38 protein-coding genes are annotated in these 26,657 nt (G+C 57.5%); 31 read left to right on the top strand and 7 right to left on the bottom strand.

What is annotated here, in order from left to right:
• Window positions 1-11: 11 nt before the first annotated feature.
• Both ACW9JC_RS00900 and ACW9JC_RS00895 read right to left on the bottom strand, forming a co-directional pair.
• On the bottom strand, window positions 12-212 hold the full coding sequence (locus ACW9JC_RS00900; protein WP_457452984.1) for a hypothetical protein: 201 nt from the start codon (window positions 210-212) through the stop codon (window positions 12-14).
• A gap of 2 nt (window positions 213-214) precedes the next feature.
• A complete protein-coding gene (locus ACW9JC_RS00895) occupies window positions 215-865 on the bottom strand; it encodes a LexA family protein (protein ID WP_457452983.1) in 651 nt (216 codons plus the stop codon).
• A gap of 109 nt (window positions 866-974) precedes the next feature.
• On the opposite strand from ACW9JC_RS00895, the gene ACW9JC_RS00890 reads away from it, so the two are divergent.
• The 11 genes from ACW9JC_RS00890 to ACW9JC_RS00840 all read left to right on the top strand — a co-directional run bounded on the left by ACW9JC_RS00890 (window position 975) and on the right by ACW9JC_RS00840 (window position 7,731).
• Window positions 975-1,154, top strand: a complete 180-nt coding sequence (locus ACW9JC_RS00890; protein ID WP_017255748.1) for a Cro/CI family transcriptional regulator — start codon at window positions 975-977, stop codon at window positions 1,152-1,154.
• Between the two features lie 286 nt (window positions 1,155-1,440).
• The gene (locus tag ACW9JC_RS00885; RefSeq protein ID WP_130931620.1) at window positions 1,441-1,863 is read left to right on the top strand and encodes a phage regulatory CII family protein; all 423 of its coding nucleotides are present in this window, start codon (window positions 1,441-1,443) and stop codon (window positions 1,861-1,863) included.
• 65 nt (window positions 1,864-1,928) lie between these two features.
• Entirely contained in the window at window positions 1,929-2,789 is an 861-nt protein-coding gene (locus tag ACW9JC_RS00880) for a BRO-N domain-containing protein (protein ID WP_457452980.1), read from the top strand.
• 1 nt (window position 2,790) lies between these two features.
• Complete coding sequence (locus ACW9JC_RS00875) at window positions 2,791-3,762, top strand: phage replication protein (protein ID WP_457452978.1); 972 nt, start codon at window positions 2,791-2,793, stop codon at window positions 3,760-3,762.
• Window positions 3,749-4,546 (top strand): hypothetical protein, encoded by a 798-nt coding sequence (locus ACW9JC_RS00870; protein ID WP_457452976.1) that lies wholly within the window; start codon window positions 3,749-3,751, stop codon window positions 4,544-4,546. Before ACW9JC_RS00875 ends, ACW9JC_RS00870 begins: the two co-directional genes overlap by 14 nt.
• Window positions 4,543-5,013 carry a hypothetical protein gene (locus ACW9JC_RS00865; protein WP_457452975.1) on the top strand — a complete coding sequence of 157 codons (471 nt, stop codon included), beginning with the start codon at window positions 4,543-4,545 and terminating at the stop codon, window positions 5,011-5,013. Before ACW9JC_RS00870 ends, ACW9JC_RS00865 begins: the two co-directional genes overlap by 4 nt.
• Window positions 5,010-5,612: a recombination protein NinG gene (locus ACW9JC_RS00860; RefSeq protein ID WP_457452974.1), complete on the top strand. Its 603-nt coding sequence runs from the start codon at window positions 5,010-5,012 to the stop codon at window positions 5,610-5,612. Before ACW9JC_RS00865 ends, ACW9JC_RS00860 begins: the two co-directional genes overlap by 4 nt.
• Complete coding sequence (locus ACW9JC_RS00855; protein WP_457452973.1) at window positions 5,609-6,154, top strand: hypothetical protein; 546 nt, start codon at window positions 5,609-5,611, stop codon at window positions 6,152-6,154. The genes ACW9JC_RS00860 and ACW9JC_RS00855 overlap by 4 nt, the downstream gene beginning before the upstream one ends.
• 143 nt (window positions 6,155-6,297) lie before the next feature.
• The gene (locus tag ACW9JC_RS00850) at window positions 6,298-6,474 is read left to right on the top strand and encodes a hypothetical protein (protein WP_457452972.1); all 177 of its coding nucleotides are present in this window, start codon (window positions 6,298-6,300) and stop codon (window positions 6,472-6,474) included.
• Window positions 6,475-6,802: 328 nt separating this feature from the next.
• Complete coding sequence (locus tag ACW9JC_RS00845) at window positions 6,803-7,012, top strand: hypothetical protein (RefSeq protein ID WP_457452971.1); 210 nt, start codon at window positions 6,803-6,805, stop codon at window positions 7,010-7,012.
• A gap of 386 nt (window positions 7,013-7,398) precedes the next feature.
• On the top strand, window positions 7,399-7,731 hold the full coding sequence (locus ACW9JC_RS00840; protein ID WP_457452969.1) for a phage holin, lambda family: 333 nt from the start codon (window positions 7,399-7,401) through the stop codon (window positions 7,729-7,731).
• Between the two features lie 47 nt (window positions 7,732-7,778).
• Here the strand turns inward: ACW9JC_RS00840 and ACW9JC_RS00835 are convergent, their stop codons facing one another.
• The gene (locus ACW9JC_RS00835; RefSeq protein WP_457452967.1) at window positions 7,779-8,033 is read right to left on the bottom strand and encodes a hypothetical protein; all 255 of its coding nucleotides are present in this window, start codon (window positions 8,031-8,033) and stop codon (window positions 7,779-7,781) included.
• Between the two features lie 78 nt (window positions 8,034-8,111).
• On the opposite strand from ACW9JC_RS00835, the gene ACW9JC_RS00830 reads away from it, so the two are divergent.
• The gene (locus ACW9JC_RS00830) at window positions 8,112-8,300 is read left to right on the top strand and encodes a hypothetical protein (protein WP_457452966.1); all 189 of its coding nucleotides are present in this window, start codon (window positions 8,112-8,114) and stop codon (window positions 8,298-8,300) included.
• Between the two features lie 8 nt (window positions 8,301-8,308).
• Here the strand turns inward: ACW9JC_RS00830 and ACW9JC_RS00825 are convergent, their stop codons facing one another.
• Window positions 8,309-8,764: a hypothetical protein gene (locus tag ACW9JC_RS00825; protein ID WP_457452965.1), complete on the bottom strand. Its 456-nt coding sequence runs from the start codon at window positions 8,762-8,764 to the stop codon at window positions 8,309-8,311.
• 81 nt (window positions 8,765-8,845) lie between these two features.
• On the opposite strand from ACW9JC_RS00825, the gene ACW9JC_RS00820 reads away from it, so the two are divergent.
• The 4 genes from ACW9JC_RS00820 to ACW9JC_RS00805 are packed head-to-tail and all read left to right on the top strand — an operon-like array spanning window position 8,846 to window position 13,472.
• Window positions 8,846-9,463, top strand: coding sequence for a hypothetical protein (locus ACW9JC_RS00820; protein ID WP_457452963.1), 618 nt, complete (start codon window positions 8,846-8,848; stop codon window positions 9,461-9,463).
• 1 nt (window position 9,464) lies between these two features.
• Window positions 9,465-10,952 (top strand): terminase, encoded by a 1,488-nt coding sequence (locus ACW9JC_RS00815; protein ID WP_457452962.1) that lies wholly within the window; start codon window positions 9,465-9,467, stop codon window positions 10,950-10,952.
• A complete protein-coding gene (locus ACW9JC_RS00810) occupies window positions 10,952-12,412 on the top strand; it encodes a DUF4055 domain-containing protein (RefSeq protein ID WP_457452961.1) in 1,461 nt (486 codons plus the stop codon). The genes ACW9JC_RS00815 and ACW9JC_RS00810 overlap by 1 nt, the downstream gene beginning before the upstream one ends.
• Complete coding sequence (locus ACW9JC_RS00805) at window positions 12,387-13,472, top strand: minor capsid protein (RefSeq protein ID WP_457452960.1); 1,086 nt, start codon at window positions 12,387-12,389, stop codon at window positions 13,470-13,472. The genes ACW9JC_RS00810 and ACW9JC_RS00805 overlap by 26 nt, the downstream gene beginning before the upstream one ends.
• 11 nt (window positions 13,473-13,483) lie before the next feature.
• On the opposite strand, the gene ACW9JC_RS00800 is transcribed toward ACW9JC_RS00805, so the two are convergent.
• The gene (locus ACW9JC_RS00800) at window positions 13,484-14,038 is read right to left on the bottom strand and encodes a hypothetical protein (RefSeq protein ID WP_457452959.1); all 555 of its coding nucleotides are present in this window, start codon (window positions 14,036-14,038) and stop codon (window positions 13,484-13,486) included.
• A 217-nt stretch (window positions 14,039-14,255) separates the two neighbouring features.
• Between ACW9JC_RS00800 and ACW9JC_RS00795 the strand changes: the two genes are divergently transcribed.
• The 5 genes from ACW9JC_RS00795 (at window position 14,256) to ACW9JC_RS00775 (ending at window position 17,443) form a co-directional block, all read left to right on the top strand.
• A complete protein-coding gene (locus tag ACW9JC_RS00795) occupies window positions 14,256-14,414 on the top strand; it encodes a hypothetical protein (protein ID WP_457452957.1) in 159 nt (52 codons plus the stop codon).
• 143 nt (window positions 14,415-14,557) lie between these two features.
• Window positions 14,558-15,268 (top strand): hypothetical protein, encoded by a 711-nt coding sequence (locus ACW9JC_RS00790; RefSeq protein ID WP_457452955.1) that lies wholly within the window; start codon window positions 14,558-14,560, stop codon window positions 15,266-15,268.
• Between the two features lie 10 nt (window positions 15,269-15,278).
• A complete protein-coding gene (locus ACW9JC_RS00785; RefSeq protein WP_457452954.1) occupies window positions 15,279-16,247 on the top strand; it encodes a major capsid protein in 969 nt (322 codons plus the stop codon).
• Between the two features lie 50 nt (window positions 16,248-16,297).
• A complete protein-coding gene (locus ACW9JC_RS00780) occupies window positions 16,298-16,882 on the top strand; it encodes a hypothetical protein (RefSeq protein WP_457452952.1) in 585 nt (194 codons plus the stop codon).
• Between the two features lie 57 nt (window positions 16,883-16,939).
• Window positions 16,940-17,443, top strand: a complete 504-nt coding sequence (locus ACW9JC_RS00775) for a DnaT-like ssDNA-binding protein (RefSeq protein WP_457452950.1) — start codon at window positions 16,940-16,942, stop codon at window positions 17,441-17,443.
• On the opposite strand, the gene ACW9JC_RS00770 is transcribed toward ACW9JC_RS00775, so the two are convergent.
• Entirely contained in the window at window positions 17,440-17,742 is a 303-nt protein-coding gene (locus ACW9JC_RS00770; RefSeq protein ID WP_457452949.1) for a hypothetical protein, read from the bottom strand. The two genes, ACW9JC_RS00775 and ACW9JC_RS00770, sit on opposite strands and share 4 nt — an antisense overlap.
• Before the next feature lie 22 nt (window positions 17,743-17,764).
• Here ACW9JC_RS00770 and ACW9JC_RS00765 point away from each other — a divergent pair, with 22 nt between their 5' ends.
• The 10 genes from ACW9JC_RS00765 (at window position 17,765) to ACW9JC_RS00720 (ending at window position 25,428) form a co-directional block, all read left to right on the top strand.
• A complete protein-coding gene (locus ACW9JC_RS00765; RefSeq protein WP_457452947.1) occupies window positions 17,765-18,133 on the top strand; it encodes a hypothetical protein in 369 nt (122 codons plus the stop codon).
• Window positions 18,130-18,726, top strand: coding sequence for a hypothetical protein (locus ACW9JC_RS00760; RefSeq protein WP_457452945.1), 597 nt, complete (start codon window positions 18,130-18,132; stop codon window positions 18,724-18,726). Before ACW9JC_RS00765 ends, ACW9JC_RS00760 begins: the two co-directional genes overlap by 4 nt.
• Window positions 18,723-19,139: a phage tail terminator-like protein gene (locus tag ACW9JC_RS00755; RefSeq protein ID WP_457452944.1), complete on the top strand. Its 417-nt coding sequence runs from the start codon at window positions 18,723-18,725 to the stop codon at window positions 19,137-19,139. The genes ACW9JC_RS00760 and ACW9JC_RS00755 overlap by 4 nt, the downstream gene beginning before the upstream one ends.
• A gap of 70 nt (window positions 19,140-19,209) precedes the next feature.
• Window positions 19,210-19,857, top strand: coding sequence for a phage tail protein (locus tag ACW9JC_RS00750; RefSeq protein WP_457452943.1), 648 nt, complete (start codon window positions 19,210-19,212; stop codon window positions 19,855-19,857).
• A 9-nt stretch (window positions 19,858-19,866) separates the two neighbouring features.
• Window positions 19,867-20,250, top strand: coding sequence for a phage tail assembly chaperone (locus ACW9JC_RS00745; RefSeq protein ID WP_457452941.1), 384 nt, complete (start codon window positions 19,867-19,869; stop codon window positions 20,248-20,250).
• 47 nt (window positions 20,251-20,297) lie between these two features.
• Window positions 20,298-20,570, top strand: coding sequence for a DUF1799 domain-containing protein (locus ACW9JC_RS00740; protein ID WP_457452940.1), 273 nt, complete (start codon window positions 20,298-20,300; stop codon window positions 20,568-20,570).
• Between the two features lie 27 nt (window positions 20,571-20,597).
• Complete coding sequence (locus tag ACW9JC_RS00735) at window positions 20,598-23,582, top strand: phage tail tape measure protein (RefSeq protein ID WP_457452938.1); 2,985 nt, start codon at window positions 20,598-20,600, stop codon at window positions 23,580-23,582.
• 9 nt (window positions 23,583-23,591) lie between these two features.
• Complete coding sequence (locus ACW9JC_RS00730) at window positions 23,592-23,921, top strand: phage tail protein (RefSeq protein WP_457452936.1); 330 nt, start codon at window positions 23,592-23,594, stop codon at window positions 23,919-23,921.
• Window positions 23,918-24,610 carry a phage minor tail protein L gene (locus tag ACW9JC_RS00725; RefSeq protein WP_457452935.1) on the top strand — a complete coding sequence of 231 codons (693 nt, stop codon included), beginning with the start codon at window positions 23,918-23,920 and terminating at the stop codon, window positions 24,608-24,610. Before ACW9JC_RS00730 ends, ACW9JC_RS00725 begins: the two co-directional genes overlap by 4 nt.
• A gap of 2 nt (window positions 24,611-24,612) precedes the next feature.
• Entirely contained in the window at window positions 24,613-25,428 is an 816-nt protein-coding gene (locus ACW9JC_RS00720; RefSeq protein WP_457452933.1) for a C40 family peptidase, read from the top strand.
• A gap of 11 nt (window positions 25,429-25,439) precedes the next feature.
• On the opposite strand, the gene ACW9JC_RS00715 is transcribed toward ACW9JC_RS00720, so the two are convergent.
• Entirely contained in the window at window positions 25,440-26,441 is a 1,002-nt protein-coding gene (locus ACW9JC_RS00715) for a hypothetical protein (RefSeq protein ID WP_457452931.1), read from the bottom strand.
• Window positions 26,442-26,657 lie beyond the last annotated feature (216 nt).

Here is a 26,657-nt window from a genome sequence, read left to right as displayed (position 1 = left end):
CACAGCGGTCTTCAATGAAGAACCCTGCGGCTTTCGCCAATCCTGATCCGGTCCAGCGCCCGGTTCAATGCATCCAGGGCATCGAGGAGGGTTTTCGCCTCAGCTTCTCGACCATCTCCCCATAAACGTTCAGCCATTTTGTTCAGGGCCTGGATTGATCGCTCAATGTCAGCAGCGGTTGCGGTAGTGGTATCTGGCTGCTTCTTCGGCATGGTCAGAACTTCTGAAGCGCCCGCACCACAACACCAACAATCCGGCAATCTTCGGTAAAGGGCTCAATCCGCCAGGCAGGGTTCAGCGGTTTTAAGAATAGTTTCCCACCATCATTGACCAGCTTCTTAAAGGTCGCTTCATTGCTGTCCGGCAGTTTGGCAACTACCAGCTTGCCCGGTGTGGCTTCTGCCTCGGTATCTACCAGGATCAGCGTGCCTTCGGTAATGCTCTGTCCGACAGGCGAGGTCATCGAGTCGCCTTTGACTTCGAGCCAGAAAGCTGGACCTTTTGAGTCGTATTCGGAGAATTCGTAGCGATCGGAAAAGCCGGCCGGGTAGGGTTCAACCGCCTCGGCCCAGGCGCCGGCGGCGACCCAGCTGATAACCGGGTAGCGGTAGGACTCAATCTGAGGGCGAGTTTCACCGATGTTTGACTCAGCCTCACGCTCACTACCTTCACCAATAGCAAGCCACTCGGCTCGATACCCAGTTGCCTTTGCAAGCGCGTAAAGGTTTTCAGGGCGTAGGCTTTTGCTCTCTCCCGAAATCCATTGAGTGACGGCCGAATTTGCAACGCCACAAAGGGCGGCAATTTCGCCTTTCTTTTTTCCGCTGAGCTCGATCGCTCGGGCAATACGTTCGTGTCTTTCCATGGACTCAATATTAAGTTAACTGAATTTAAGCATGCAGTAGATAAAAAACGACATTGACGCTATAACTTAAGCATGCTGAAATTACATAAGACTCGAACGAGGATGCGCAATGAATACGCATGAAGTCGCCGAATTCTTCGGCAGCAAAACAAAGCTGGCACTGGCGCTGGGCATCCGTCCGAGCGCTGTGACCATGTGGGGAGAAACCATCCCCGAATCCCGGCAATACCAGATTCAGGTCCTCTCCAAGGGCAAATTCAAAGCAACCAAAAAAGACCAGGCCGCCTAACAGCGCCTCAAGCTTAGCGAGACAGTTGCGCGTTCAAAACCGCGTAGCTCATCACCGCGTAGTTGATCACGGAAAGGGCCAGCAACCCGCTCAAATGCGGGCCAAAGCCGGAGCTGAGACGACAAGGGAAGGGTGGAAGCCAAGGCGATCACCAGGCAGCAAAGGGCGGCTATCTCGCCTTGTAATTCAGATTGATTGGTCATGGATGCGTCCCTGATCAGTTGATGACCAAATGATCGCTTTGTTGGCGTAACGCCACCACGGAAACAAATTTGAGGTTTTACGAATGGAAGATTTTCTGCGGGCCTGCCAAAGCGCTGTTCTGGATAACGAGGCCAAAGCACTGGCGGCAAAGATGGGCGTTCCGCACGTTGGCCTGCTCCAGCGTGCCAACCCTGACAACGATGCTCACCACCTTACCGTGGAGCACTTGTTCGGGATCTTGCTGCACACGGGAGACATGCGGCCTCTAGCAGCGCTCGCAAATGAATTCGGCTTCGACCTGGTCGCCAAGTCTGCTCCCCAGCCTCAGGCACTCACCAAATCGCTGATCAATGTCGGCAAGGAAGTGGCTGATTTGACTATCGCCGTGCACGAAGCACTCGGCGACGACCATGTCAGCACCTTCGAAAAATCCTTGATTCGCCAAGAGATCAACCATGTCCGGCAAAGCCTGGACGTGATGGATGCATCGGTGAAGGCCGCCTGAATCATAGGCACAAAAAAGCCGGGATTGCGCCCCGGCTAATTCGATACCACTCAATGAGGCGGATTATGCAGAGCCAACCCAATTCAAGCAATACCCCGAACCATGTCGCGACACGTTTTGTAAATTCTGAAAACGTGTCGCGCACTCAAACCGCGACCCCATTCATCTTTCACGGCCTTCTAGTCCGCGTTATCGACGACGGCACCGGTGAGCCTTGGTTCATCGCCAAGGATGTTGCTGAAGCCCTGGGCTACGCCAACACCTCGAAAGCCATCAACGCTCACTGCAAAGCTGTGAATACCTGCCATACCGAAATGGGAGGGCAGGTCAGGGCGGTACAGATCATCCCTGAGCGCGATCTATACCGGCTGGTGATGAAGTCGAAGCTGCCTGCTGCCGAGCAATTCGAAGAGTGGGTTGTGGCCCAGGTGCTGCCGACGATTCGCAAGACAGGCCATTTCTCCGTCCAGGCGCCGAATAACTCCAAGATCGTAGGAGAGCTAGCCATCCTCGAGTGCTTCGACCGACTGCTCAAGCCTGCTCCGTCGAGCAAAATGTTGATGCTGGCGCAGATCGCAGCTAACAACGGTCTCGACGCCAAGTTCCTCCCAGGCTACGCAGTCGACGCAGCGCCAGACGCCGCCGGTGGAAGCTCCATGCCAACCAAGGCAATTACCGCACTGATTAAAGATCACGGTATCGCCAGCACAGCCGCCGCCTTCAACCGCGCGCTCGCAGCCAAGGGCTACCTCAAGCAACTCCAGCGCAAAAACTCCAAGCACGAGATGGTCGACTTCTGGTCGGTGACTGAGAAGGGCCTGGCTTACGGCAAAAACCTCACACGCCCTCAATCCCCCCGCGAGACGCAGCCTCACTGGTACGTCGATCGCTTCCTCGAACTGGCCAAACTGGTCGGGAAGGCCTGACATGCAATACACCGTCACGATCAACCAGGTGAAGGCGCTGGAGTGGGGGCTGAACTCGCAGCAGGCCCTGCTGTTCGCCTTCGTTTACGGCTGCCCGAGCTGGACCAAGCCAATCAAGACGGACGACGGGATCTTCTTCGCGTTGAGCAAGGCCAAGATCATCGAGGAGCTGCCGCTGCTCACTGATAAGCCGGACACCGCTTACCGCATGCTGAAGGCCCTGGAAGAAGCCGGTTTGATTGAGCTCTCCAGCACCTCGAACATCACACTGTTTCGCTTGACCGAAAAGGCGATCGAGTGGAACCAGAAGCTTGATGGGTCGGAAAAATATCCGACCCCACCAGAGAACAAGGGTCGGAAAAAAATCCGATCTACCTCGGAAAAAAATCCGAGCAAGGTCGGAGAAAAATCCGAGGCAGGGTCGGAAAAATCTCCGACAAATCAGGATACCAATCATCAGGGTACCAATCAGGATACCAGTCAGGACTTGCAAGACGGCCCGGGCAAGCCGGCCCGCAATTTGGTGCTGGTGGTCGATCGTACCGACGGTCCCCGGGTTGAGATTCCCGCCGACATGCCAGGCCCAAAAGACCAGTCCTGCAAAACCTTCAAGGCCTGGGCGAACTACGCCATGGCCTACCGCAAACGCTACAGCACCTGGCCGGTGTGGAACGCCAAGGTAGGCGGTCAGCTCGGCCAACTCGTTGACCGCCTTGGCGCAGATGTCGCCCATCACGTCGCGGCTCACTTCCTGAAGACCAGCGATGCTGCCGTCCTCCGCAAGTGCCACAGCCTCAACGAACTGCTGGCCAACGCCGAGAGTTATCACACCCAGTGGGTGACCGGTCAGCGCATCAACGGCGCCACAGCGCGCCAGTTGGAGCGCACCGAGGCGAACGCATCGGCAGCCGAGCAGGCAGCTCAGATGGTTCTGGCCAAGCGACAGGCGGGGGCACGCAATGAATACCTTTGAGATGAATGACCAGCAGGTTGCCGGCCTGGCGGCAGCGATCTGCGCCACCGCTGAGGCCATGGGGCAGGAGATGAACCCAGGTACTGCGGCAATGATGGCTGAAGACCTGTGCGCTTACTCCGTGCCTGTCGTGAAGGCGGCGTTGAAGGCGTGCCGCTTCGAAGTGAAAGGGAAATTGGCCATGGCCGACATCCTGCAGCGCGTCCAGGCCGCCGACGGCCGTCCGGGTAAGGATGAGGCTTGGGCTATCGCGATGACCTTGAACGACGAGTTCGAAACGGTGGTGCTGACCGACGAAATTCAACTGGCGCTGGCTGCCGCGAAACCTGTCCTCGACGCTGGCGATAAGGTCGGCGCGCGCATGGCGTTCAACAGCGCCTACGAGCGCTTGGTCGGCCAGGCCCGGGAGGACAACAAGCAGGTCAACTGGCACGTGTCTGTAGGCTTCGACGCCAATCGCCGTGTGCAGGCGATCAGCAAGGCTGCGCAGATGCGGCGCATTCCCCAGGATCGTGCTCAGCAGTATCTGGCAGAGCTGAGTGTCGAGCCTGTCACCGAGGATGGCCGTGCCCTGGCGGGTTTGATCACCGGCACGATAACTCGGCCGGCACCGAAGCTGCGCGCCAAGCTCGCGGCCGTGAAGGATTCGATGCTCGCCATGCGGAGAGCGTCGGCCGAGAAAAAAACAGAACTGCGAATTCAAGCGGCCAACGAGCTGGCTGATCGCCGGGCACTGCTGGTTCACCAGGCCGAACAATTGGAAGCAAAGAGAGCAGCGTCATGACCGACAAAATTAGCGTCAACAGCCAGGTCAAACTTTCCGAGGCCATCACCAAACTCAGCACCATGTTCCGCGACAAGAAGTTCGTCGTGGTCAGCCTTCGCCCGGGCAAGGACCGCACTCTGGATCAGAACCGACTGTGGTTCGGAATGTATAAGCGCATCGCGGAGATGACCCAGATCGGCGATGAGGCTGACGCCAGGCGCTACTGCAAGCTGCACTTCGGCGTACAGATCCTGCTGAACGAGGATGCCGGGTTTCAGGCGGAGTGGTACCGCGTAATGCGCCATCTTCCCTATGAAGTGAAGCTGTCCATGATGGGTGGCTGCAAATTGTTCGGCCCTGATGGGTTCCCGGTGACGAGCCTGTTCAACCGTTCCCAGGGCATTAAGTACACCGACCGCATGGCTGCCTACTTCACTGGCCATGGCGTGGTTTTTACTGACCTGCTTAGCGAGGAGGCCGCGTGAGGACTGCGATCAAGGAAGTGAAGCAGAAGAGTTGCAAGGCTTGCGGCAGCAAGTTCCGACCCTCTCTTTCGACCCAGAAGGCTTGCAGCGTGAAATGCGCGCTGGACTTGGCCAAGCAGCCGGCCAACCAGCAAGTAGCCCGGAAAGCCATTGATCAGCGCGAACGCCGGGAGATCAAAGTCCGCAAAGAGAAGCTGAAGAGCAGGGCAGAGCACCTGCGCGAAGCCCAGGCCGCGGTGAACGAGTATGTGCGCCTGCGTGACGCGCAACTGCCGTGCATCAGTTGCGACTCGATGCCGAGCGACAACGACCTCATGACCGGCAGCCGCTGGGACGCCGGGCACTACCGTTCTGTGGGCGCCTGTCCGGAGCTGCGCTTCGAGCCGCTGAACATCCACCGGCAATGCGTGAAGTGCAACCGGAACCTGTCCGGCAACGCGGTCGAGTACCGCATTCGCCTGGTGCAGCGAATCGGCGCTGAGAAAGTCGCCTGGATCGAAGGGCCGCATGCGGCGCGCAAGTACACCATCGAAGAGATCAAGGCCATCAAGGCTGAATACCGGTCAAAGACAAGAGAGCTGAAGGGAAGAGCGGCATGACATATCGCAACGTGGTATCCGCAGTTGTTCGGGCGCTCGCCGCCGAGACCATCAATTCCGCCGGCGGCTGCGACTTTGAGCCCAGGGTGCAATGCGCGAAGCAGAAGGGGGAGATCGTCGGTAAGGAGGCAGCATTCCTCACTGACTGCTGGGTGTTCGGTCGGCTGCACAAGTCGCTGTCGGCGGTGCACTGGCGGGCGCTGGTGGCGAAGTACTCCACCCATGATGAGCGCAAGCACGGGGCGATCCTTGAGCTGATAAAGACGACGCAGTCTCCAGCACCGCAGCGATTCCGGGAATGCGCTGTACTGACCTGGGCGATCCCGCAAGTGGCCGGTACAGAGGGTAAGCGATCCGCCGCGGTCCTGCCTGCTGCCTGGTATGACATCACCAACTGGGACAACGACGGCAAGCCGGAATCGACTCGGTACAGGTGGCGCTCGAACATCCGCAAGGTACTGGATGACCAGGTGAACGAAGCGCTTACTGCTGCTCAGGAGCTGCTCGATTCAGAGGGTCTGATTGAAAGTTGCGCGGCGTAGCAAATAGCCATTGCGTCGAGTGAGAAAGTGAGAGAGTATTCCCCCATCCTGTCGATCTTGCGCGTTAGGGATCGACAAAACATCTCCCTGGAGCAGCGGCATCCGTTGTTGTGGCTGGAGTCGTAGCCGGCACCGTAGGATTCATGGCATTGGTAGCTGTAAACCTGCTGTATCTCAAGGTGCAAGAGCCGAACGTAGCGGCCTCGACTACGAAGGAGGATAACGAGATGGTGAAAAAAACTGACATGGCGTTTCTTAACACGATTCACGCTGTCGGTGCCGGTCTCGTCTCCAGCCTCATCATTGCCGGTCTGATTTGAGCCTAACGGCTCACAGAGCCCTGCCTAGAGCGGGGTTTCTTTTAAACCCGCCCTGTGCGGGTTTTTTATTGTCTCGAATTTACCTGTAGGCAAGGCAGCCTTCGGGGAGGCTTGGACACTGATAAGCCGGTAGTGCAGTGCTACGAGAAAACACCGGCAGCCCGCGCACCCTGGCCGTACATGCTCCAGAGTGGCGCGAGACTGGACTGCGGGATCGATGCAAAGGGGCGTCGACGCAGGGCAGGTCTTCGGCGGACAGCGCGGAAAGACGCGCGAACCTATTCAGGCCTCTGCATTCGCAGGGGCTTTTTCGTTTCTGGAGGACGAAATGAAAAGCGAGTATCGCCAAGCCGTGGAGTCGGTCATCGCACAGGAAGCGAAGCTGGTGCAGGTGTCGCTAATGCACGAAGAGGCCGTCGCGAAAGAAAGTCAGCTGTCAGAAGCGCTGCGCCACAATCGGGAAACTCTCGTCCGGTATGAGGCGCGCGTTTCTGAAATTGAAGCCAACTTTTCTGCTAGAAGCCTAACCCCGTCTTGAGAAGTGTCGGGAACTGAACTTCACCTTTTGTAGCCTTCACCTGTCTCTTCGTGTCGACGACAAGCAAAAGATCTTTAGTTGAGTCGAACTCCGTCTCCAAGTACAGCCTGCTGCACAAGCTTTCTGCTGTCTCATTCGCCTCGAGAGCATAAAACGAAGACGTTTCAGCCCACGGATGAGTACTAGCAATTTCGTGAACTTTCTTCACGAAGGACTCATATCGACTCTGGTAGGTCGCATCAGACTTAAATCTGAACGTAATCACGAAATTTCCCATGGTGCGGTCCATCGTCGTTGCTATAGGGACTATGACGATAGCACGGTGCCATGCGCCCGTTACCGAGCGAGCCTTTTTATCCCAAGCTCCCTGACGGGGAGGAACCGAGATGCCAAACATGCCAGACAAACCAGACACCTGGGCGATAGCGCTTGCGTGGTTGAGCCAGCACTCGCCAATTTTCTACGCAGCTGCATTGTCTTGTGCCATGGCGGTTCTGCGCATCACCTATGGTGGAGGCACGCGGCGCCAGATGCTGGTGGAAGGGGCGATCTGCGGAGGTCTGACTCTGACCATCATCAGCGGTCTGGATTTCTTCGGCCTACCCCAGAGCATGGCCACCTTTGCCGGTGGTTGGGTTGGCTTCTTGGGTGTGGAGAAGATCCGCAACATCGCTGACCGAGTGACTGACTTCAAGTTGCCAAGCCGCAAGCCTGAGTAATCCGCGACACGTTTCGCGAATCATCAAATCGTGTCGCGACATGAGATTTACCTGTCGATCACTTTTACTGTGGCTGTGATCTCATAGGTAGAAAATCCCTTTGTCTGGAAATCATCCCAGACCGTTTGAGGGTCGAACCCAAAGAGTTTTTCTGAAGTATCCAGCTCTTTGATGTCTTCTGTCACCTCTGGGCCAATCCAACGCTGAGTGTCGTCAGAAAGATTGTCGAGTGTCTTGTCTTCAGGAATGGCGAGTGCCCGATGTTTCTGATGGTTGTAGTACGCCTTCACTTTGAATTTCATATCTCTGCTCCGTGAGTGTTGGAGCGTCATCAATACCGGTATCCAGCAACCTTTTCAACTTCGAGACAGTGAGGGCGCATGACCAATGTAACCCGCCTGCACCACGCGCTCCCATTGAGTAACGACATCAACAAGGCTCTGACCGAACTAGATAGCGCGATCGCCAAAGCGGTTGACGCTGCCAAGGCTGCCGGTCTGCCTCAGGGTTTGATCGTCGCGTTGCTGTATGGCCAGGCGCACAGCGAGACGACGCGGATGCTGAGTTAATCAAGACACTAGGTATTCGCTAGGTCAATTGCGGCTCTTGTGGCTAATCCCAACCCTTTGCTCAGCGCGTCGTTGGCTAAAGATTTGATCGCCTCGACCATGCCACCCTTCGCTGCGGCTTGGAGGCTGGCCCCAATGCTTTCACCTGAAAGGGTTGATGGTGTGGCTTTCAGTATTTCTAGGGTTTTCGCTGTGAGCGTGCAGTCTTCAAATTTATACGCATACGAGGATTTGTGGCGCTCAACTATGTATCCCGACTCAATGAGCCACGCAATCGTAGCTTCGAAGAAATAAAACGGCTCACCGCCCAGGTACTTATCATCTTCGGTGAGCTCTTTTTCATAAAAAAGGGCGGCTTTAAAGTCCATGACGTACAGATCAATCGGGATTGGGAAGCTGCCGTATAGCTTAGAGAAAACAAGACCTGTGAGCTGATCGAAGCGCTCAATGTTTGGGTCAGACATCTTTAAGTCCTGCGCTGATCTCAGAAAGGTTTTAGACAGATACCGACAACCCGCCACTTTTTCAAGTCTCAGAGATATCCGATGACAACCAAGCAGCCCGACTGGGAGCGCATCGAACAGCTCTTCCGGGCTGGTCTGCTCTCGGTGCGCGAAATCGCCTCATCATGTGGCGTCTCTCACACAGCAATCAACAAGCGATCGAAGACTGACGGCTGGGAGCGAGACCTAAAAGCCAAGATCAAGGTCAAGGCCGATTCGCTGGTTTCCAAACGAGAGGTTTCCAACAAGGTTTCCACGGAGACGCTGGCAACCGAGCGTGGAATCGTAGAGGCGAATGCTGAGGTCATTGCTGACATCAGGATGGCGCACCGGACTGACATCGGTAGGTCTCGGCGCCTGGCCAACAAGCTGCTGGATGAACTGGAATCGCTCACACATGAGCAAGGGACGATCAAGTCGCTGATCAAGCAGTTCAAGGAAGGCGATCACGAAGACGGCGAGGCGATGGCTGACATGCTGGCGCTGGCCAACAAAATCGGCGCGCTGCCATCCCGGACCAAGACCATGAAGGAATTGGTCGAGACATTCAAAACGTTGGTTGCCCTGGAGCGCCAAGCCTACGACCTGGACACGAAAGCCGGCGGCAATGATGCCGACGAGTTGTCGAACATGATGGACGAACTATCGAAGGAAGCCTGACATGAAGCCCGAGCACTTGAGGCTGCTCCGGGACAAGCGATGGCGCCTGAATAACCTCTACTTCATCACGGACAAACAGGGCAAGAAGGTCCGCTTCCGGATGACGGACGAACAGATCGAGTACTTCGATGGGATGCACACGCGCAACATCATCCTGAAGGCTCGTCAGCTCGGCTTCACCACTGAGTGCTGCATCATCCAGCTGGACGCGGCGCTGTTCGAGTCGGCCAAGTGCGCGTTGATCGCTCACACCCTGAACGACGCCAAGCGCCTGTTCCGAGAGAAGGTGAAGTACGCCTACGACAACCTGCCGGCCGAGATCCGCGCAGCCAACCCGGCGAGCAATGACGCCGCGGGCGAGTTGGTGTTCAGCAAGGGCGGATCGCTCTACGTTTCCACGTCATTCCGGGGCGGCACACTGCGTTATCTGCATGTGTCCGAGTTCGGGAAGATCTGCGCCAAGTTTCCGCACAAGGCCCGCGAGATTGTCACCGGCGCCTTTGAGGCTGTGGCCACCGACTGTTTCGTTACGATTGAATCGACGGCGGAGGGCAGGGCGGGTTACTTCTTCGATTACTCGCAGAGTGCTGAGCGCCAGAAACTCGCCGGCGTTCCCTTGGGCCTGCTCGACTGGAAGTTCTTTTTCTTCTCTTGGTGGAAGAACAAGGCCTACTCGCTTGATTCGACTGACGTGGTCATTCCGCAGCGCCTGACTGATTACTTCAACGAGATGCAGGCCAAACACGGGATCGTCACGAACGACGGTCAGCGCGCCTGGTATGCGGCCAAGGAGAAGACGCTCGGCGACGATATGAAGCGGGAATACCCGTCTATCCCTGTCGAAGCCTTCCAGCAGTCAGTCGAAGGCGCTTATTACGCCCAGCAGCTGACCAAGCTCTATGCCCAGCAGCGCATTGGGGCGATACCGAATAACAGCCACCTGCCGGTGATGACCTTCTGGGACATCGGCGTCGGCGACTCCACGGCCATCTGGTTCGTGCGCCAGGTCGGTGAAGAGTTTCACATCATCGATTACTACGAGAACAGCGGCGAAGGTCTGCGGCATTACATGAAGGTGCTCAAGGACAAGGGTTACACCTATTCCGAGCACTGGGGGCCGCACGACATCGACAACCGGGAGTTCGGCAGCGATGCCAAGACTCGCCGAGAACTGGCCCGCGAGGGTTACGACATCGATGGCCAGAAATACAGCATGACCTTTCAGGTGGTCCCAAAGCTCGGCATCAACGACGGCATTGAGCAGGCTCGCGAGATCCTGCCTAAATGTGTGTTCGACGAATCCAAGTGCGAGAAGGGCATCGCCTGCCTTGAGAACTACCGCAAGGAGTGGGACGACAAGCGCGGCTGCTGGAAAGACAAACCACTTCACGACTGGACCTCTCACGGCTCAGACGGATTCCGGTACTTCGCTGTCGCCAAGAGCGCAAGGAAGCCGGTCAAATCAATCAAAATGGGATTCGCACGCTAATGGCAGACGTCACTTACACCCGCCCGGAGTACGACGTGGCACAGTCCCGTTGGCGGCTGGTGCGAGACGTGTGCAAGGGCTCCGAAACCGTAAAGGCCCGCGGCGATGCTTACCTGCCGAAGCCCAACGAACATGACACCAGCCCGGAGAACATCGCCCGCTACAAGGGCTACAAGCAGCGGGCCGTCTTCTACAACGCCACCGGGAGAACTAAAAACAGCCTGGTGGGTGCGGTGTTTCGCACCTGGCCAACACTGACTGTCCCTGGCGCGCTCGACTATGTGTCGAAGGATATCGACGGGCAGGGCGTGAGCGTCTACCAACAGTCGCAATCGGTCATTGGGCATCTGCTCGAAGTCGGTCGTCACGGGTTGCTAGTGGACTACGCCGCCGTGAAGGCCGGCACTGTGAGCAAGGCCGACGAGCAGGCAGGCCGTGCCCGGGCAAGTGTTGCCAGCTACCCGGCCGAGTCCATCAGGAACTGGAAGACTCGCAAGGTCGGAGGTCAGCACCTGCTGAGCCTGGTTGTCTTGCGAGAAGAGGTGGACATCGATACCGATGACGGCTTCGGCAGTGAGCGGGTCGTACAATATCGGGTGCTGCGCCTGGACGTTGCCGGCGTTTACACGCAGGAAGTCTGGCAAGAGGGCAGCAGCGAAACTGCGATGATCACTCCGCCTTTCACGCCATTGAATGGTCTTGGGCAACCGTGGAAGTTGATCCCGTTCCAGTTTCTGGGCAGCGAGAACAACGACACCAGCATCGACGATTCGCCGCTGTATGACATGGCTGTGTTGAACATCGGCCACTACTGCAACAGTGCGGACTACGAGGACTCGGTGTGGTTCTCCGGACAGCCACAGTTTTGGATTTCCGGGCTTGATGAGGCCTGGCGCGATCACTTGGAAGCGAACGGCATTTATGTCGGTTCTCGGGCGCCCCTGACGCTCCCGGCCAACGGTTCGTGTGGCTTTGCTCAGCCTGAACCGAACACGCTTGTCAAAGAGGCCATGGATGCCAAGAAAGAGGACATGGTGTCCCTCGGCGCCCGGCTGATCGAACGGGGCAGCGCGGTGAAGACTGCGACCCAAGCTGACAACGAGAGCGCCGCCGAACACAGCGTCTTGTCGTTGGTGGTGAGCAACGTCAGCGAGGCCTACAGCCAGTGCCTGGTCTGGATGGCTGATTTCGTGAATGCTCAGGGCGAAACGCTCTACAAACTCAATCAGGACTTCAGCCAGATCACATTGGACGCAACGATCCTCACCGGTTTATTCAACGCGGTGCAGGGCGGCAAGTTGCCGTCATCTGACTTCTGGCAGTACCTGCGCGATCGCGGGGTGATTGATCCCGAGAAGACCGACGACGAGATCCGCGACGAGCTGGAGACTGAAGCCCCGGCACTCGACCTGGACGACGATGAGGTGAAAGCAAATGTCGGCAAACCAAGCAATCCTTGACGCCACTATCCGGCACGCGGTCTTCCTCGAGCAGTTGAAGTCAGGGGAGGTCGCCAAGTTCGGGCCTTTCCTAAAGGAGATCGACCGCTCGATTCGTGAGCGGCTGACTCGGGCCGACCTGACGGATTACACCGTCGCTCGGTTGGAGCGACGGCTGAGCGAAGTCGACAGCCTGCTGCTGGGGATCTTCGATCGGTACAGCGAGAAGCTGAACCTCGACCTGGTGGATATCGCCAACTATGAGGCCGAGTTCGAGGCAACCAGCCTGACTCGGGCGGCGCCAGTTAGCGTGTCCTTTGATGCCGCAGTGCCAGGTGCTGCTGCAATCCGTGCTGCCATCCTCACCAATCCGCTCAGCGTGCGTGGTGCGGACGGCGGGAAGCTGCTCAAGTCGTTCATTGATGGCTTCACCACCACAGAGCGGCAGCGCCTCACTGGCGCGATCCGGCAGGGCTTCTTCGAAGGCCAAACCAACTTCCAGATCATCAAGAACATTCGCGGCACAAAGGCGCTCAAGTACAACGACGGCATCCTGGCCACGACCAACCGCAATGCCGGCGCCATCGTTCGTACGGCAGTGCAGCACGTCGCGACCCAAGCGCGCATGGAGACGCTGAAAGAGAATTCCGATGTCGTACAGTCGGTGGAGTGGGTTAGTACGCTGGACACGAAGACGACCAGCCAGTGCCGAACGCTCGACAAGCGCCGCTTCAAGCTGACTGAGGGGCCGAGGCCTCCGATCCACATCAACTGTCGCTCGACGGTGGTGGCGGTGACCCGGTTCAGCGCGCTGTTCGCCAAGGATGCCACGCGGGCATCCATTGGCGGCGGCGCCCAGCAGGTGAGGGCAGACCTCAGCTATTACGCCTGGCTTAAGCAGCAGCCATCGGCGTTTCAGGACAAGGCTATCGGGCCGGTTCGGGCAAAACTTTTCCGAGAAGGCGGGCTGAGCATCGAGCGATTTGCTGAGCTGCAGCTTGATCGCAACTTTTCACCTCTGACCCTTGTGCAGATGAAGGCGCTTGAGCCTCTGGCGTTCGAGCGCGCTGGGCTGAATTGAGATGCGTGTAGTCAGAGGATGTTGAGATAGTGACGAAGTCCTATCCACATTTTACTGACACCGAGACGATCCACAGCGTCTTGCTGGTTTTTGTAGGCATCCAGCGGATCGACCTTGTCTTCAGGCCAGCTTGCGAATGCATGAATGATGATTGCAGTGATCTTTGGGATTTGGTCCAAATGCCTTGAGTTTGCTGAACCCGAGTAAAATCCAGGCTGACAGCGTTCAAGAGGCAATAGGGCTAGATAGAACTGGTGTCGCCAGTGCTCTTCATGACCTTCAAGCTCTTCAAGGGCTACTTTGTCACGTATACGCACCTTTGCTCTCTTGTAGTCCTCAAGCAGCCTCGCTGTTGTTAGCCATGCGAGCCGGTCTGCTGGGGGTGGCACAGAACGAGGATTGCCGACAAGGGATTCATACGCGCGCTCGAGAGTCTTAACTGCGTAACTCAACATGCGGTCATCGCGTCTCTCATTGACACTTTTTCGTATAGTCAAAAAAGCAAAAAAAGCAGATAGGGCGCCCGCAAATGCTGCCGCTATGTTTGCCGAATCTCCGACTGTCATTCTTCCACCTCACCGCAAATATCACATCAGGCGTATGCCATCGTGCAAGCGGACATTTGACTACGGCGACCAACCGGGCGTCGAGCATCACTATCACCCGCAGGCAGTTCCTGCATGCCTGTCTCTGGGAGAAAGCGTCAAGCTGTCGCGTGATCGTTGACTGAGGACGGGGTTCTGCATGTACAGTCCGTTTTTTCTATTATTGTTTCGGTAAGTCATGAGCGAAGAGCGAGATATTCCAGAGCCAGAGCACGACCACCTGCTCGATCATGAATTCCATGATGACGAGTCATGGGTTGAAGAAGACGCTCAAGCAGCTTTTGACGAAGAAGACGATGACGTTGATTTTCTTGATCAGATCGATCAGGAGGAATGACCCGAAGGGTCTACATGTTTCGAATCAAGCCCTGGCATCCGCCGGGGTTTTTTTATGCCAACGATTTAAACAGGCCTCGCCAATGACGGGGCTTTTTCATATCTGCGGGCCGGCCCTGCAAATCGTCTCTGGGAGACAAGCAAATGGGTTTGAAATATCAGCTGGACACTCTTGACGGTCTCGATGACTCCGTTAAATCGCTCTACACCGAGAAGGAAGGCAAGTTTGTCCTCGGTATTGAAGGTCTGCCGCAACAAGAAGACGTATCCGGACTGAAGTCCAAGGTCCAGGAACTGCTGGACGAGAAGAAGGCCGCCGACAAGGCGCGCAAGGATGCCGAGGAACAGGCCCGCCTCGATCGCGAAGAAGCCGCTCGCAAGTCCGGCAACGTCGAAGAACTCGAACGATCCTGGACTGAAAAATACAACCGCCGCGAAGCTGAGCTGAACGGCATGCTGGAGCAGGAGCGTGGAACGCTGAGCGGACAGATCCGGGATCTGACCGTTGGCCGTACCGCTACCGATATCGCGTCCGCCCTGGCAATCCCGGGCAGCGCCAAAGCCCTGTTGCCGCACATCGAGCGCCGCCTTGGCGTCGAGCAGCGCGACGGGAAGCCTGTTGTGGTCGTCCTCGATCCGCAGGGCAAACTCTCGGCGGCAACGCTGGATGAGCTGAAAGCAGAATTCGCAAACGACACGGCGTTCGCGCCGTTGATCGCGGGTAGCAAGGCATCGGGCGGCGGGGCTGCTGGTGCTGGAGGTGGCGGCGGGGCCGCAAAAGGAAAAATCGGCGGCACCAAAGAGGAACGCACGGCCGCAATCGCGAGCCGGTTCCCGGATCTCCCTCAATCGTAAGGAATAACTCATGTCCCTGTCGCAAATGCAGGTTTTCAACGAATACATCATGCCGGCGACTCTCGAGACGCTGGATCAGTATCTCGCCGCTTTCAACGCTGCAAGCCGCGGTGCAATCGTGCTGTCTCCGGATGGCTTCACGGGCGACTTCCTTCAAGAGTCGTTCTTCCAGACCCTGGCCGCTGCCCAGCGTCGCGTGGATCGTTACAGCGCAAACGCCGCTGTCGCTGCCACCGACCTGACCGAGCTGAAGAACACTTCGGTGAAGGTAGCCGGCGGCTTCGGTCCGATCCGCTACGAGCCATCGCAGATGACCTGGCTGGAGCGTCCAACTGCGCAAGGCATCGAAGTCGCCAGCCGTGCTTTCGCTGAAATTCTCCTGAAGGACCAGCTGAACACCGCGATTGCTGCCCTGGTGGCGGCGATCACTACCCAGGCCGCCGCTGTCAACGACGTGTCGGCTACCGCAGGCATCACTTACGCTGGTCTGAACAACGCTCATGCGAAGTTCGGCGACGCGAGCCAGAACCTGGTCACCCAGGTGATGCAGGGCACCAGCTACCACAAGTTGGTCGGCCAGAACCTGGCGAACCAGCAGCAGCTATTCCAGGCGGGGAACGTCCGCGTCGTGGACATCCTCGGGAAGATCTCCGTGGTGACGGACGCCCCGGCGCTGATGCAGGCCGGCACCCCAAACAAGGAAATCATCCTGTCCCTGGTGCAGGGCGCGGCGCTGGTGCACGACGGTCGCGACATCATCAGCAACGTCCAGACCACCAACGGCAAGGAGCGTATCGAAACCACCCTCCAAACCGATTACACCTTCGGTCTGGGTCTGAAGGGTTACACCTGGGACACAACCACCGGCGGCAAGTCGCCAACCGACGCCGAACTGGCGACCGGTACCAACTGGGACAAGACTGCCACCAGCATCAAGCACACCGCCGGTGTGGCTCTGATCGGTGACGCTTCCAAGTAACTCCTGAATGTTGAGCCGGGCGACGTGCCCGGCTCGGCGAGGTAATGATCATGAGCCAAAAAAATATTTGGTACTTGCCTGGTCCATTCCACCAGTACCAAGAAGATGTGAAGGCGCTGGCCAAGGAAAACGGTCTGCGCATTGTCGACGCGAACGCCACCGGAAGCCGCGATGATGAGGCTGAGGATCTGCCAGAAGTTACGTTGCGACAGGTCGACTCGGCCCCGGTGCTGCTGATCGCCGACAGCGTTGATTTTGACGGCGCTGCGTTACAGGAATTGATCGACAAGTTGAACGCAGAACGTGACGGCATCGTGTTGCTGATCGACGCCGCCGAAGGCCTGTCGGAGCTTGAACATCCGGGTGCTGGCGAACTACCGATCCGCTTGTTCGATGCTCTGAAAGCCATCCATGAAGGTGTCGTCACCATCGAGGGTGAACGCGATACTCTGGCGGGCGAGGTCGAATTGCTCCGCGCTGAAGTCGAACGCCTCAAGGCGGCAGCGGAGCCCGTCGACAATACCGAGAAGATCGCAAGCCTCAAGGCGCAGCTCGACGCTGCCAGCGTGACGTATCGGGCGAATGCTTCGGTAGAATCGCTGGAAAAGGCAGTTGCTGATCTGCAGCAGGCGTAACAATCCGGGTGCCCGGTAACGTGGCATCCGATCCAGAACACCACAGCGAGCTGATTCATGACTCTCATCATCGAGGACGGTACCGGCAAGACCGACGCCGAAAGCTACGCATCCGCCGAAGGCCTGGCCATGTACGCCGTGAAGTTCGGCGCGACCATCCCGGCGGATATGCCAGCACAGGAAGCGCTGCTGCGTCGGGCCGCTCTGGCGATGGATGGCATGACGTGGAAAGGGCGGAAGACCAATAGCGAGCAGGCTCTGGCCTGGCCGCGCCGCGGCGTAGAGCTGGATCAGGAGATCAAGCCAGACAACTACCTGCCGGCGCGCATCCAGTACGGACAGATGGCACTAGCCGCGGAGATCCATCAGGACGATATCGACCCCGTCGAGAAGCGCAAAGGCGCGGTGACACTCGAGCGTGTTGAGGGGGCGGTAACTCGCGAGTACGCGACGATCCCTAACACCAGCGGGCGGCTGTTGCCGGCGGCGCCGGATCGGCCGAGCGCAACGCAGTTTGCAGACTATCTCCAGAAGCGGGGGCTTTTCGCCGTCAGGGCTTAGAGCCCAAGGGCCTCTTCTAACTTACTGGACCAATATTTACCGGTGAGTGGCAATCTCTTGGTCATACCGCCGTTCGTAAGCTCATCCAAAAGGTCAATGTTAGGGGAGCCTCCATGAGGGAAACAGTCGTCATAAATCTCTAAGTACTGATCTTTTAGGGGGGACGTGGCGATCTCTTCAGCCAGCAACCGTTTAACTGTCAGTGCTTTGGCGGGAATATTTCCATGGTTGTTCGCCATAGCGTGCTTCAGATCATCTACAGAATTCTTCAATTTTTGTAATCCGCTTGAACCTGTCATGCGTACCTCTTGGAGAGTGGAATTGAGTTTTTACGATGAAATGGCCGCTACCACCCTAGATTTAATCACAGAGCTCGGTCAGCCAGTGGTCATCCGGGCAATCACTGTCGGCGAGTACGACCCGGAAACTGGTACCGCGCCGCCAGATACCATCACTGAGCAAACCGCTCAAGGCATCCTACTCGACTTCACCGGTCAAGAATTCCAGAACAACAGCCTGATCAAGCAGGGCGACAAGAAGCTCAAGATTGCCGCGCAGGGGCTTGAATGGGCGCCTGATCTGCTGAACAAAATCATTGTTCAAGGTCGCACCTGTTCAATCGTCCCTCCGCTGAAAGAGATCAATCCTGCCGGGGCGCGAATACTTTACGAGCTGCAGGTGCGGTCGTGAGCCGCGCCGGCGCCGGACAATCCGGCAGTTTCGCGCTGAGCCTTGCCGAGTTCGCAGCCCAGGCAACGGAAGCCATCGACGCGAGCCTGCGCGAGATCATCATCGAAGTCGGAAGTAGTGTTATCCGCATGTCGCCGGTGGCTAACCCGGAGATATGGGCGCAGAACACCGTGGCCCACCAGTACAACAAAGCGGTCGACGATCACAACAGCGAACTGCGCAGCGATCCCGCGAACCTGACCAAGGCGGGCCGACTCAAGCCTGGCCGAAAGCTGAACGACGGCATGGATATCATTGCACCAGAAGGATATGTCGGTGGGCGGTTCCGGGCCAACTGGCACCTTTCGATTGATGTCGTAGAGAACGTCACTTTCGACGAGGTTGACCCCAGTGGCCAAGAGACGATTGCCGCGCTGGTTTCAGCCGTGAGCGACTTCACCGCCGGGCAGACCGCGTACCTCATCAACAACCTGCCGTATGCGATTCCGCTCGAGTTCGGGCATTCGACCCAAGCGCCCGGCGGCATGGTGCGTATCACAGTGGCTCGCTTCCAGCAGATCGTGCAGGAGGCCATCAGGAACAACCAGGTATGAGCCACAACATCATCGCTTCGATCTACGAGGCCAGGCTGATCGCCTGGGCGAAAGCCTTGCCGGTTCCGCTGAAAGTGGTGGTCGAAAACGAGGCCTACGCACCGAAGGACGGGGAGACCTACCTGAAGGCCTACACGTTGCCAGCCGACACCGTGAGCAACACGCTCGCCGGTGACCACAAGCTGTACACCGGAGTGTTTCAGGTCAGCATCGTGACCCCGTCTGGCAAGTACCGCGGCGCGGGCGGTGCGATAGCCGACCAGATTGCAGCGCTGTTCCCTCTGTACGAGCGAATCACGAAAGGCACTCTTACCGTGGTGACCATGAGTCCGGTAGACCCAGGCCCCGGCATTCCCGACGACACCACCTACACGGTGCCGGTTTCGTTCTTGTACCGAGCCGACACCAACTGAATTAGCCCGTTGGGCAAACCCAGAACCCGTCATTGAGCGGGTTTTGTCATTTCTGCAAAGAGGAAAACCCATGAGCGTCAAGATTCCCAACGGCACCACCTTCGAGATTGCAGCCACCCTGAGCGCTCCGAAAGCGTTTACCGCGATCAGCAATGCCAGCCCCGCAGTGCTCACCGCTGCAGCCCACGGACTGGTTGATGGCGACGTGATAGTTATCGATTCCGCCTGGGCGAAGCTGAACGGCCGGCCGGCTCGCGTTATTGATTCGGATACTGGAGATTTCGCTGCGGAAGGCATCGATACCACCAGCGTGAAGAACTACCCGGCAGGCTCTGGCGCTGGCACTGTCCGTGAGGCTTCCGGTTGGACGCAAATCTCGCAAATCACTGAGCCAACTGCGAACGGTGGCGAGCAACAGTTCCTCACCTACGGCTTCCTCGAAGACGACGATGACCGTCAACTGCCCACCAACAAATCGCCCAGCAGCCTGACGCTGCCAGTCGCGGATGATCCGGCTAAAGCATATGTCGCTCTGGTTGAAGCTGCGGACGAAGACAAAGAGCCGCGCCTGATCCGTGCGAACCTCCCGGGTGGCGCGACAATTTACTACTTCGCGTACGTGTCTATCACTGCGACTCCGACGCTGAGCCGTAACAACATCATGACGCGGACCATCACGCTGTCGTTCGCCTCCCGTCCAACCCGCTACAACGCCTAAGGGGATCCCATGGCAAAGTTTTCCATAGCGCCAAAGCCGACGTTCACCGTCGACGTGGCCATCCCTCAAGTGGGCGGCAAGCCAGCCATGGTGCCGTTCACATTCAAGTACCGCGACCGCACCGAGTTGGCCGAGCTGTTCGATTTCTGGAAGGAAAAAGCAGAGGCCCTTGGGGATCGCTTCAAAGGAACGGAGCCGTCCCTATCAGAAGTCACTGCCGCCGAGGTCGAGCAGGGCGTCGACCAGATCAAAGACCTCGTGGTGTCCTGGGGCTTCAACGACAAGCTCAATGATGAGTCGATCACTGCACTGGTGAACAGCTGTATCGGTGTATCGGATGCTGTTGTTAAGGCCTACAGCGAAGCCTTCGGCAAGGCTCGCCTGGGAAACTGATCGCCGTTGCCCGTGCGCTATATGAGTCCGAAGGATCTGCCGAGCAGATGGCTATGTTCGGCTTCTTGCCAGAAGACTATGCCGAAACCGTCGAAGTCTGGCCGGACAACTGGCCGTCGTTCCTAGTCATGGAATCGATGGGGACTCAGTGGCGCACAGGCGCATGCGGCGCGACCGGCCTCGATTACGGTGTTCTGCCCAATGTAATGAAGCTCGTCGGCATCCCGGCGAAGTATCGGTCTGTTGTGTTCCATGACATTCGCGTCATGGAGTCGGAAGCTATCGCGGTCATGGCAGAAACGCGCGACAACAGCCCGTAATCACGGGCACTTATTCAAGGTGAGTCGATGAACATTGCAGAACTCGGCATCAAGGTCGATTCGGCTGATGCCGCCAACGCTGCGACCGATCTCGACAAGCTGACCAAGGCTGGTGATCGCGCTGAGCAGTCCGCCGTCAGCCTGATGAAAGAGATGGAGGCGCTGGAAAAGTCGTTGTTGAAAGGCGCGACCACCACGCAGGAGCTGTCCAAGCAGCGCGAGAGCCTGGCGAAACTCACCAAGACCGGTGCTTATGGCGAAGCCGAGTTCACCAAGATCACCGCGCAGCTGGATAAGCAGCAGGTGGCACTAGCAAAGTCGACGCTGGATGAACAGAAGGCCCTGAACAGTCTGTTGGGGGCAATCGATCCAGCCCGGGCAGCTATGGCCAAACTCGACAAGCAGGTCGAGGACCTGGGCAAGCACCTCGATGCTGGGCGTATCAGCCAAGACCAGTACAACTCGGCACTGGGCAAGATCGACAAGGACTACGCGAAGCTCGAAAAAACGGCGACCGGCTTCGATAAGCTGAAGCTGGGTACCCGCCAGGCTCAGGAAAACGTCGTTCAGTTGGGAAATGCGCTGTCCTCCGGCGACTGGGGGAGCGGCGTGCGTGCGGTGGCTCAATTAGGGGCGGGCGCTGGAGCATCGGCTGCCGGCTTGCTTGCCATTCTGGCGCCTATCGCGCTGGTCACTGCCGCAGTGGGCGCGCTCGCCTATTCCTACTATAAAGGCAGCGAAGAGCAGGATGCCTACAGCAAAGGGCTGATTATTACCGGCAACTCGGCTGGTGTCAGCGCCGGGCAACTTAGCGAAATGGCCCGCCAGGTCAGCGCTACCGTGGGTACGACCGGCCAGGCCGCTGAAGTTCTGGCGCTGCTGGCAGGCAACGGAAAGATCGCAGGCGACAGTTTCGTAGGTATCGCCCTAGCCGCGGTATCCATGCAAGAAGCGACCGGCAAAGCTGTGAGCGAAACGGTCGCCGAATTCTCGAAGCTGGCAGATGACCCGGTCAAAGCATCCGCTGCGCTCAATGAGCAATACCACTACCTCACGGCGTCGGTCTATTCGCAGATAGCCGCGCTGGAGAAGCAGGGTGACCATGCTGGTGCGGTCAAGCTGGCAACCGAGCAATACGCCGACGCCATCAACGAACGTACGCCAAGAATCCTCGAAAACCTGAGCTTTTGGGAGAAAGGCTACAACGCTGTCGCCCGGGCGGCGGACAATCTGAAGAACATCGGACGGCCCGATATCGATGCTGATATCGACCAAGCTCGGCGCAATCTGGCTTCAGCTCAGGCCGGAGATATCGGGGCGTTTCAAAACCAGAAAGAAATGGTCGAGCTTTATAGCAACCAGCTCAACATGCTGGAGGACCAGAAGGCTGCAGCTGCTGACATCGCAAAATGGGAAGGCGAGCAGGCAAAGGCCCAGGGTGATGCAGTTGTTGCCATGGGCAAAGTGGATGCTCTGAGCAAGTCCGCATACAGCAATGAGCAAAAGCGCGCGGAGGCGCTCAAGGAATACAAAAGGCAACTCGACGACATTCGCAAGGTCGCTCCGACGGATCCCCGGCTGAATCAGGCGGCGATCGATAAGAACATTGCGAACATCAACGACCAGTTCAAGGACCCCAAGGCGCCGGCCGGCAGTGTCGACACCACCGGTTTCAACAACGCGAAGAACGCACTGGCCGAAACCTTGGCCTACTACAAAAACGCCGACAAGGAGTTGGAAGCGTCGCAGCGCGCCGGCGTGATCAGCCAAGCTAGTTACACCGAGCAGCGGATCAGCCTGTTGAAGCAGCAGGCCGATGAAGTTGCCCAGGGCTACCAGGCGGAGATCGATGCGCTCGAAGCTGCCAAGGCCAAGAAGGGCACCACTGGCGCTCAGATCATCCAGATTGATCAGAAGATCGCCGACGCCCGCACTGCCATGGTCAAGGCACAGCAGGACAGCGATAGCGAACTTTCGGTCATTGCAACGAACGAAGAGGGTCGGCTGCGCAAGCAGACTCTGGCGGTCAGCACGTACACCAACGCCCTGCAGCAGCAAGTTGAAACTCTTCGGCAGCAGGGATTACGGGCGGCTTCCGGCCTTGGCCAAGGTGACCGACAACGTGGGCTGACGGATCAGCAGAACGGTATCGACGACCGCTTCAACCAGCAGCGACTGGAACTGGCGAACCAGTACGGCGACGGCTCGCGCGGCATGAGCCTCGATGAGTACAACCAGAAGCTGGCCGCGCTGAAAGCTACCCAGCAGGACCTGCACGACACTGTGCGATCCAACTACAACGACATGACTGCCGCCCAGGGTGACTGGAGCGCTGGCGCATCATCGGCGTGGCAGAACTACTTGGAGTCGGCGCGCGACGTCGCCGGGCAGACGAAGAGTCTGTTCACCAACGCCTTCAGCTCGATGGAGGACGCCATCGTCAACTTCGCCATGACCGGGAAGCTGTCGTTTACCGACTTTGCCAAGTCGATTCTCGCCGATATGGCACGCATCGCGGCGCGGCAAGCATCCTCGTCAGCTTTGAGCGGGCTGTTTGGCTTGGCCGCCAGCGCTGCGGGTTCTTACTTTGGCGGCGGGTCTGCTGGCTCAACGCAAGCGGGTTACTCCGGTGACTTATCGGGTTTCACTCCAGGCAGTATTCAGGCCAAGGGCGGCGCCTGGTCTGGCGGCGTGCAAATGTTCGCCAACGGCGGCGCCTTCACCAACTCCATCGTCAGCAAGCCAACCGCATTTGGTATGGCTAATGGCAAAACTGGCGTGATGGGTGAGGCGGGTGACGAGGCAATCGTTCCGTTGGCTCGCGATTCACAAGGCCGCCTCGGCGTTCGCGGAGGTGGGGGCAACTCCAGCACGATCCAAGTCAGTGTCACGGTTGAAGCCTCCGAAGGTGGTGGCGCTACACCTGACCCAGCGCGCTTGGCCGAAGCCATCAAGGTCGTCTGCCGTCAGGAAATCGCAATGGCTCGTCGTAACGGCGGGCAACTCACCTAAGGAGGAGTCATGCAGGTCTTCACCTGGAAAGCGGGTTATGACGCCTCGAAAACAGTCGCTCCGACCGTCAAGGTCATCAAGTTCGGCGACAACTACGAGCAGCGGCAAGCGTCCGGCATCAACCGCCTGCCACGCAAGTTCTCACTGACGTTCAAGAACAGAACGGAGGTGATCGCAGAAATCGATGCTTTCCTTTCTGCGCGAGGCGCCGTCGAAGCCTTCAGCTACACCCACCCTGGCCAATCTGCCGGGGTTTTTGTTTGTCGGGAATGGACGCGAGGCGATATCGCCTATGGCGCATCCAACCTATCAGCTGCTTTTGAAGAGGTGTTCGAATGAGCGAGTTGCAGGGGCAGCTCTCGTTGGCTACGGGGATGGTGATCTGGGAGGGATTCGAATTGGTTCTCACTGACCAGACCATCCGCTTTCACGCAGGAACCAACGAAAATCTCGGATCTGTCGTGTGGCAGGGCAATACATATGTGCCCTGGCCTATCAATGCCGTCGAGTTTGCTACGCCCAGCCAAGGATCACCGGCCCGCCCAAAGCTGCAGGTCGGCAACTTCGGTGGCACCATTTCAGCGTTGTGTCGGCAATACGACGACCTGCTTTGGGCAAAGCTCAAACGCCGCCGCACTCTGGTGAAGTACCTGGATGCAGTGAACTTCTCTGCTGGTAACCCTACAGCCAACCCGGCTGAGGAATACCCGGTCGAGACATGGTTCATCACGCGGAAGGTCAATGAAACCCCGGCAGCGGTCGAGTTTGATCTTGGCTCGCCGCTCGACCTGCAGGGCGTCAAGCTGCCGCGTCGGCAGGTGGTGGCGGGCACTTGCTTGTGGGCATATCGCTCGGGTGAATGCGGTTGGGCTGGCGGGCCTGTGGCGGATTATGCCAACCGTCCGACCAGCGACCTTTCCAAGGACCAGTGCAGTCGTACTGTGGCTGGCTGCAAGCTGCGGTTTGGCGCCAATGACGAGTTGCCGTTTGGTGGCTTTCCGGGTATATCGCGCGTTCCGAGACTCTGATCATGAGCAAACTTTTCAACAAGTGCCGGGCTGATGCCGAGGCGCACGCGCGTGCGGAGTACCCACGCGAGTCGGTCGGCCTGATCGTCAGCGTGCGCGGCAAGCCACGATATGAGCCGTGCCGCAATCAGTCGGAAGAACCGGACCACTTCGTCCTGCACCCGGAAGACTACGCCGCTGCGGAGGACAAGGGAGACATTGTCGCTATCGTGCACTCGCACCCGGACGCCGGTCCTGAACCGAGCTTGCACGACATCGCCAGCCACGCGGTGAGCCGTATGGCGTGGTGGATCGTTGGGCTGAAGGATGCGGTTGCAACCTGGCACGAAATGCCGGCTTCGGGTGAAATGCCGCTGGAAGGCCGGGTCTTCGTCCACGGCGTGATTGACTGTTACACCCTGGTCCGCGACTACTACCGGCAAGTGCTTGGCGTCGACTTGATGGACTTCTACCGCAAGGATGACTGGTGGCACAACGGCGAGAACCTCTACGTCGACAACTTCACTAAGGCTGGTTTCGTGCAGGTGGATACTCCGCAGAGTGGCGATCTGATCGTCATGGCGATCGGTAGCCCAACACCGTGTCACGGTGCGATCTGGCTGGACGGCGACGTTCTGCTGCATCACCTATATGGTCGGCTGAGTTGCCGTGAGGTGTACGGCGCGGCCTACCGGGAATGCACGACGCATATCCTTAGGCACAAAAATATCAATCCAATTGCGTGGAGCGAGCAACCTCAGCTATTTCGCCAAATAACTTATGGATATTTCGATGAAATCGCTTCAGGCAGCTCAGCGTTTGGTTTTCTTGGCTCCTAGGCTTTTGAGTGTTATTGGGGGGCTATTAATGGTTCATAGCCAGAGTAATCAGGCGGAGTGGGCGAACTTGGTTGAATAGCTTCCTTTGGGGGGAGTTTGTATGGTGGCTCACAGGATTTGAATTTGCTGTTATGCAGAATGGCAAGTGGCTCCGTCCACTCATTGACTGATCCTCTTTTGGAGAGTTTATAGTCGGCAACGAAAAGCATTTGGCGAGCGATCCCCCAGCGGTAGTGAGCATAAAAGAGATTCGAATCAATGAGGTTAAAGTCCTGCGCGGAGTGATCAGGATCTCCCTTGATAAGCCCCCAACCCGCATAGGGATGAAATCCAGGTTTGCGAGACCACGTAAGGGCCTCTTTGTCCGAGGCGACGGACCAGATCCGTTTGTCTCTCTCGCTGTCAGCATAGGTTCTTGGGCTGGAGTTGATCGCCCATGTCTCACTGATTAGAGCGCTTGTGGCTGGGTTTTTTGTAACATGTACAGCTAGCGCTCCGCCTAGCGATATTCCTGTTACTACTAATCGTTTTCCAGCGACGTCAGGGCGGGCTGTCATTTCGAGCACATAAGCAACCGCCTGATTGTACTGTGTCCGATTCGGGAGGGGGTTGATATTGGTGAACCAGTCCGCCCAGTCATTTGAACCTGCAAAGGCGATGATAATTTCTTCCTTAACGTCGGGAGTAACAGGCTTCAGTCGAAATGTACTAGCTTCAAAGCCAGAGGCTTTGCGGGGAGCCGCGTCTAGCTGAACGAGTCTAGGTGGCTTTGTAAAATGATGGGCATCCCCTTCGCTATTGTCCTGCTGAAGGACAAGCGCTGCGGCAAGGCCGTACATATACCCTTGCACTGCAACCGTTCCCGTAACATCCATTGTAAATGGGGCACCATTTGGGGCCAAGTATCTGTTGTTGCACCAGACATAACCTTCCTCACCAAGCGTGCCATCGGTGAATGGAATGCATCCAGATAAAAATAGAGGGAAGCTTAGTAGCAGAACTTTTGGTTTCAATTTCGATCTCCTAGCAATGCCTAAGTGCCACCATGTAGGTATAGTGCGACTTCTCTTGGTTGCAAGCAGTTCTTAAGATCATCTATAGAGAAATAGAGCGGGACTGACAGTAAGTGGACTCATTCTCTCACTCCTCTCTATTAATGTTTTTGTCGACTATTGACGTTTGAATACCTTGGGAGGCGATGCGGTTTTGATTGGATGGCAGACCATACG

The organism is Pseudomonas sp. SDO5591_S426, from assembly GCF_054070755.1.
The sequence above is the reverse complement of the archived record's forward strand: the minus strand, read 5'-3'. Positions and strand labels throughout refer to the sequence as shown.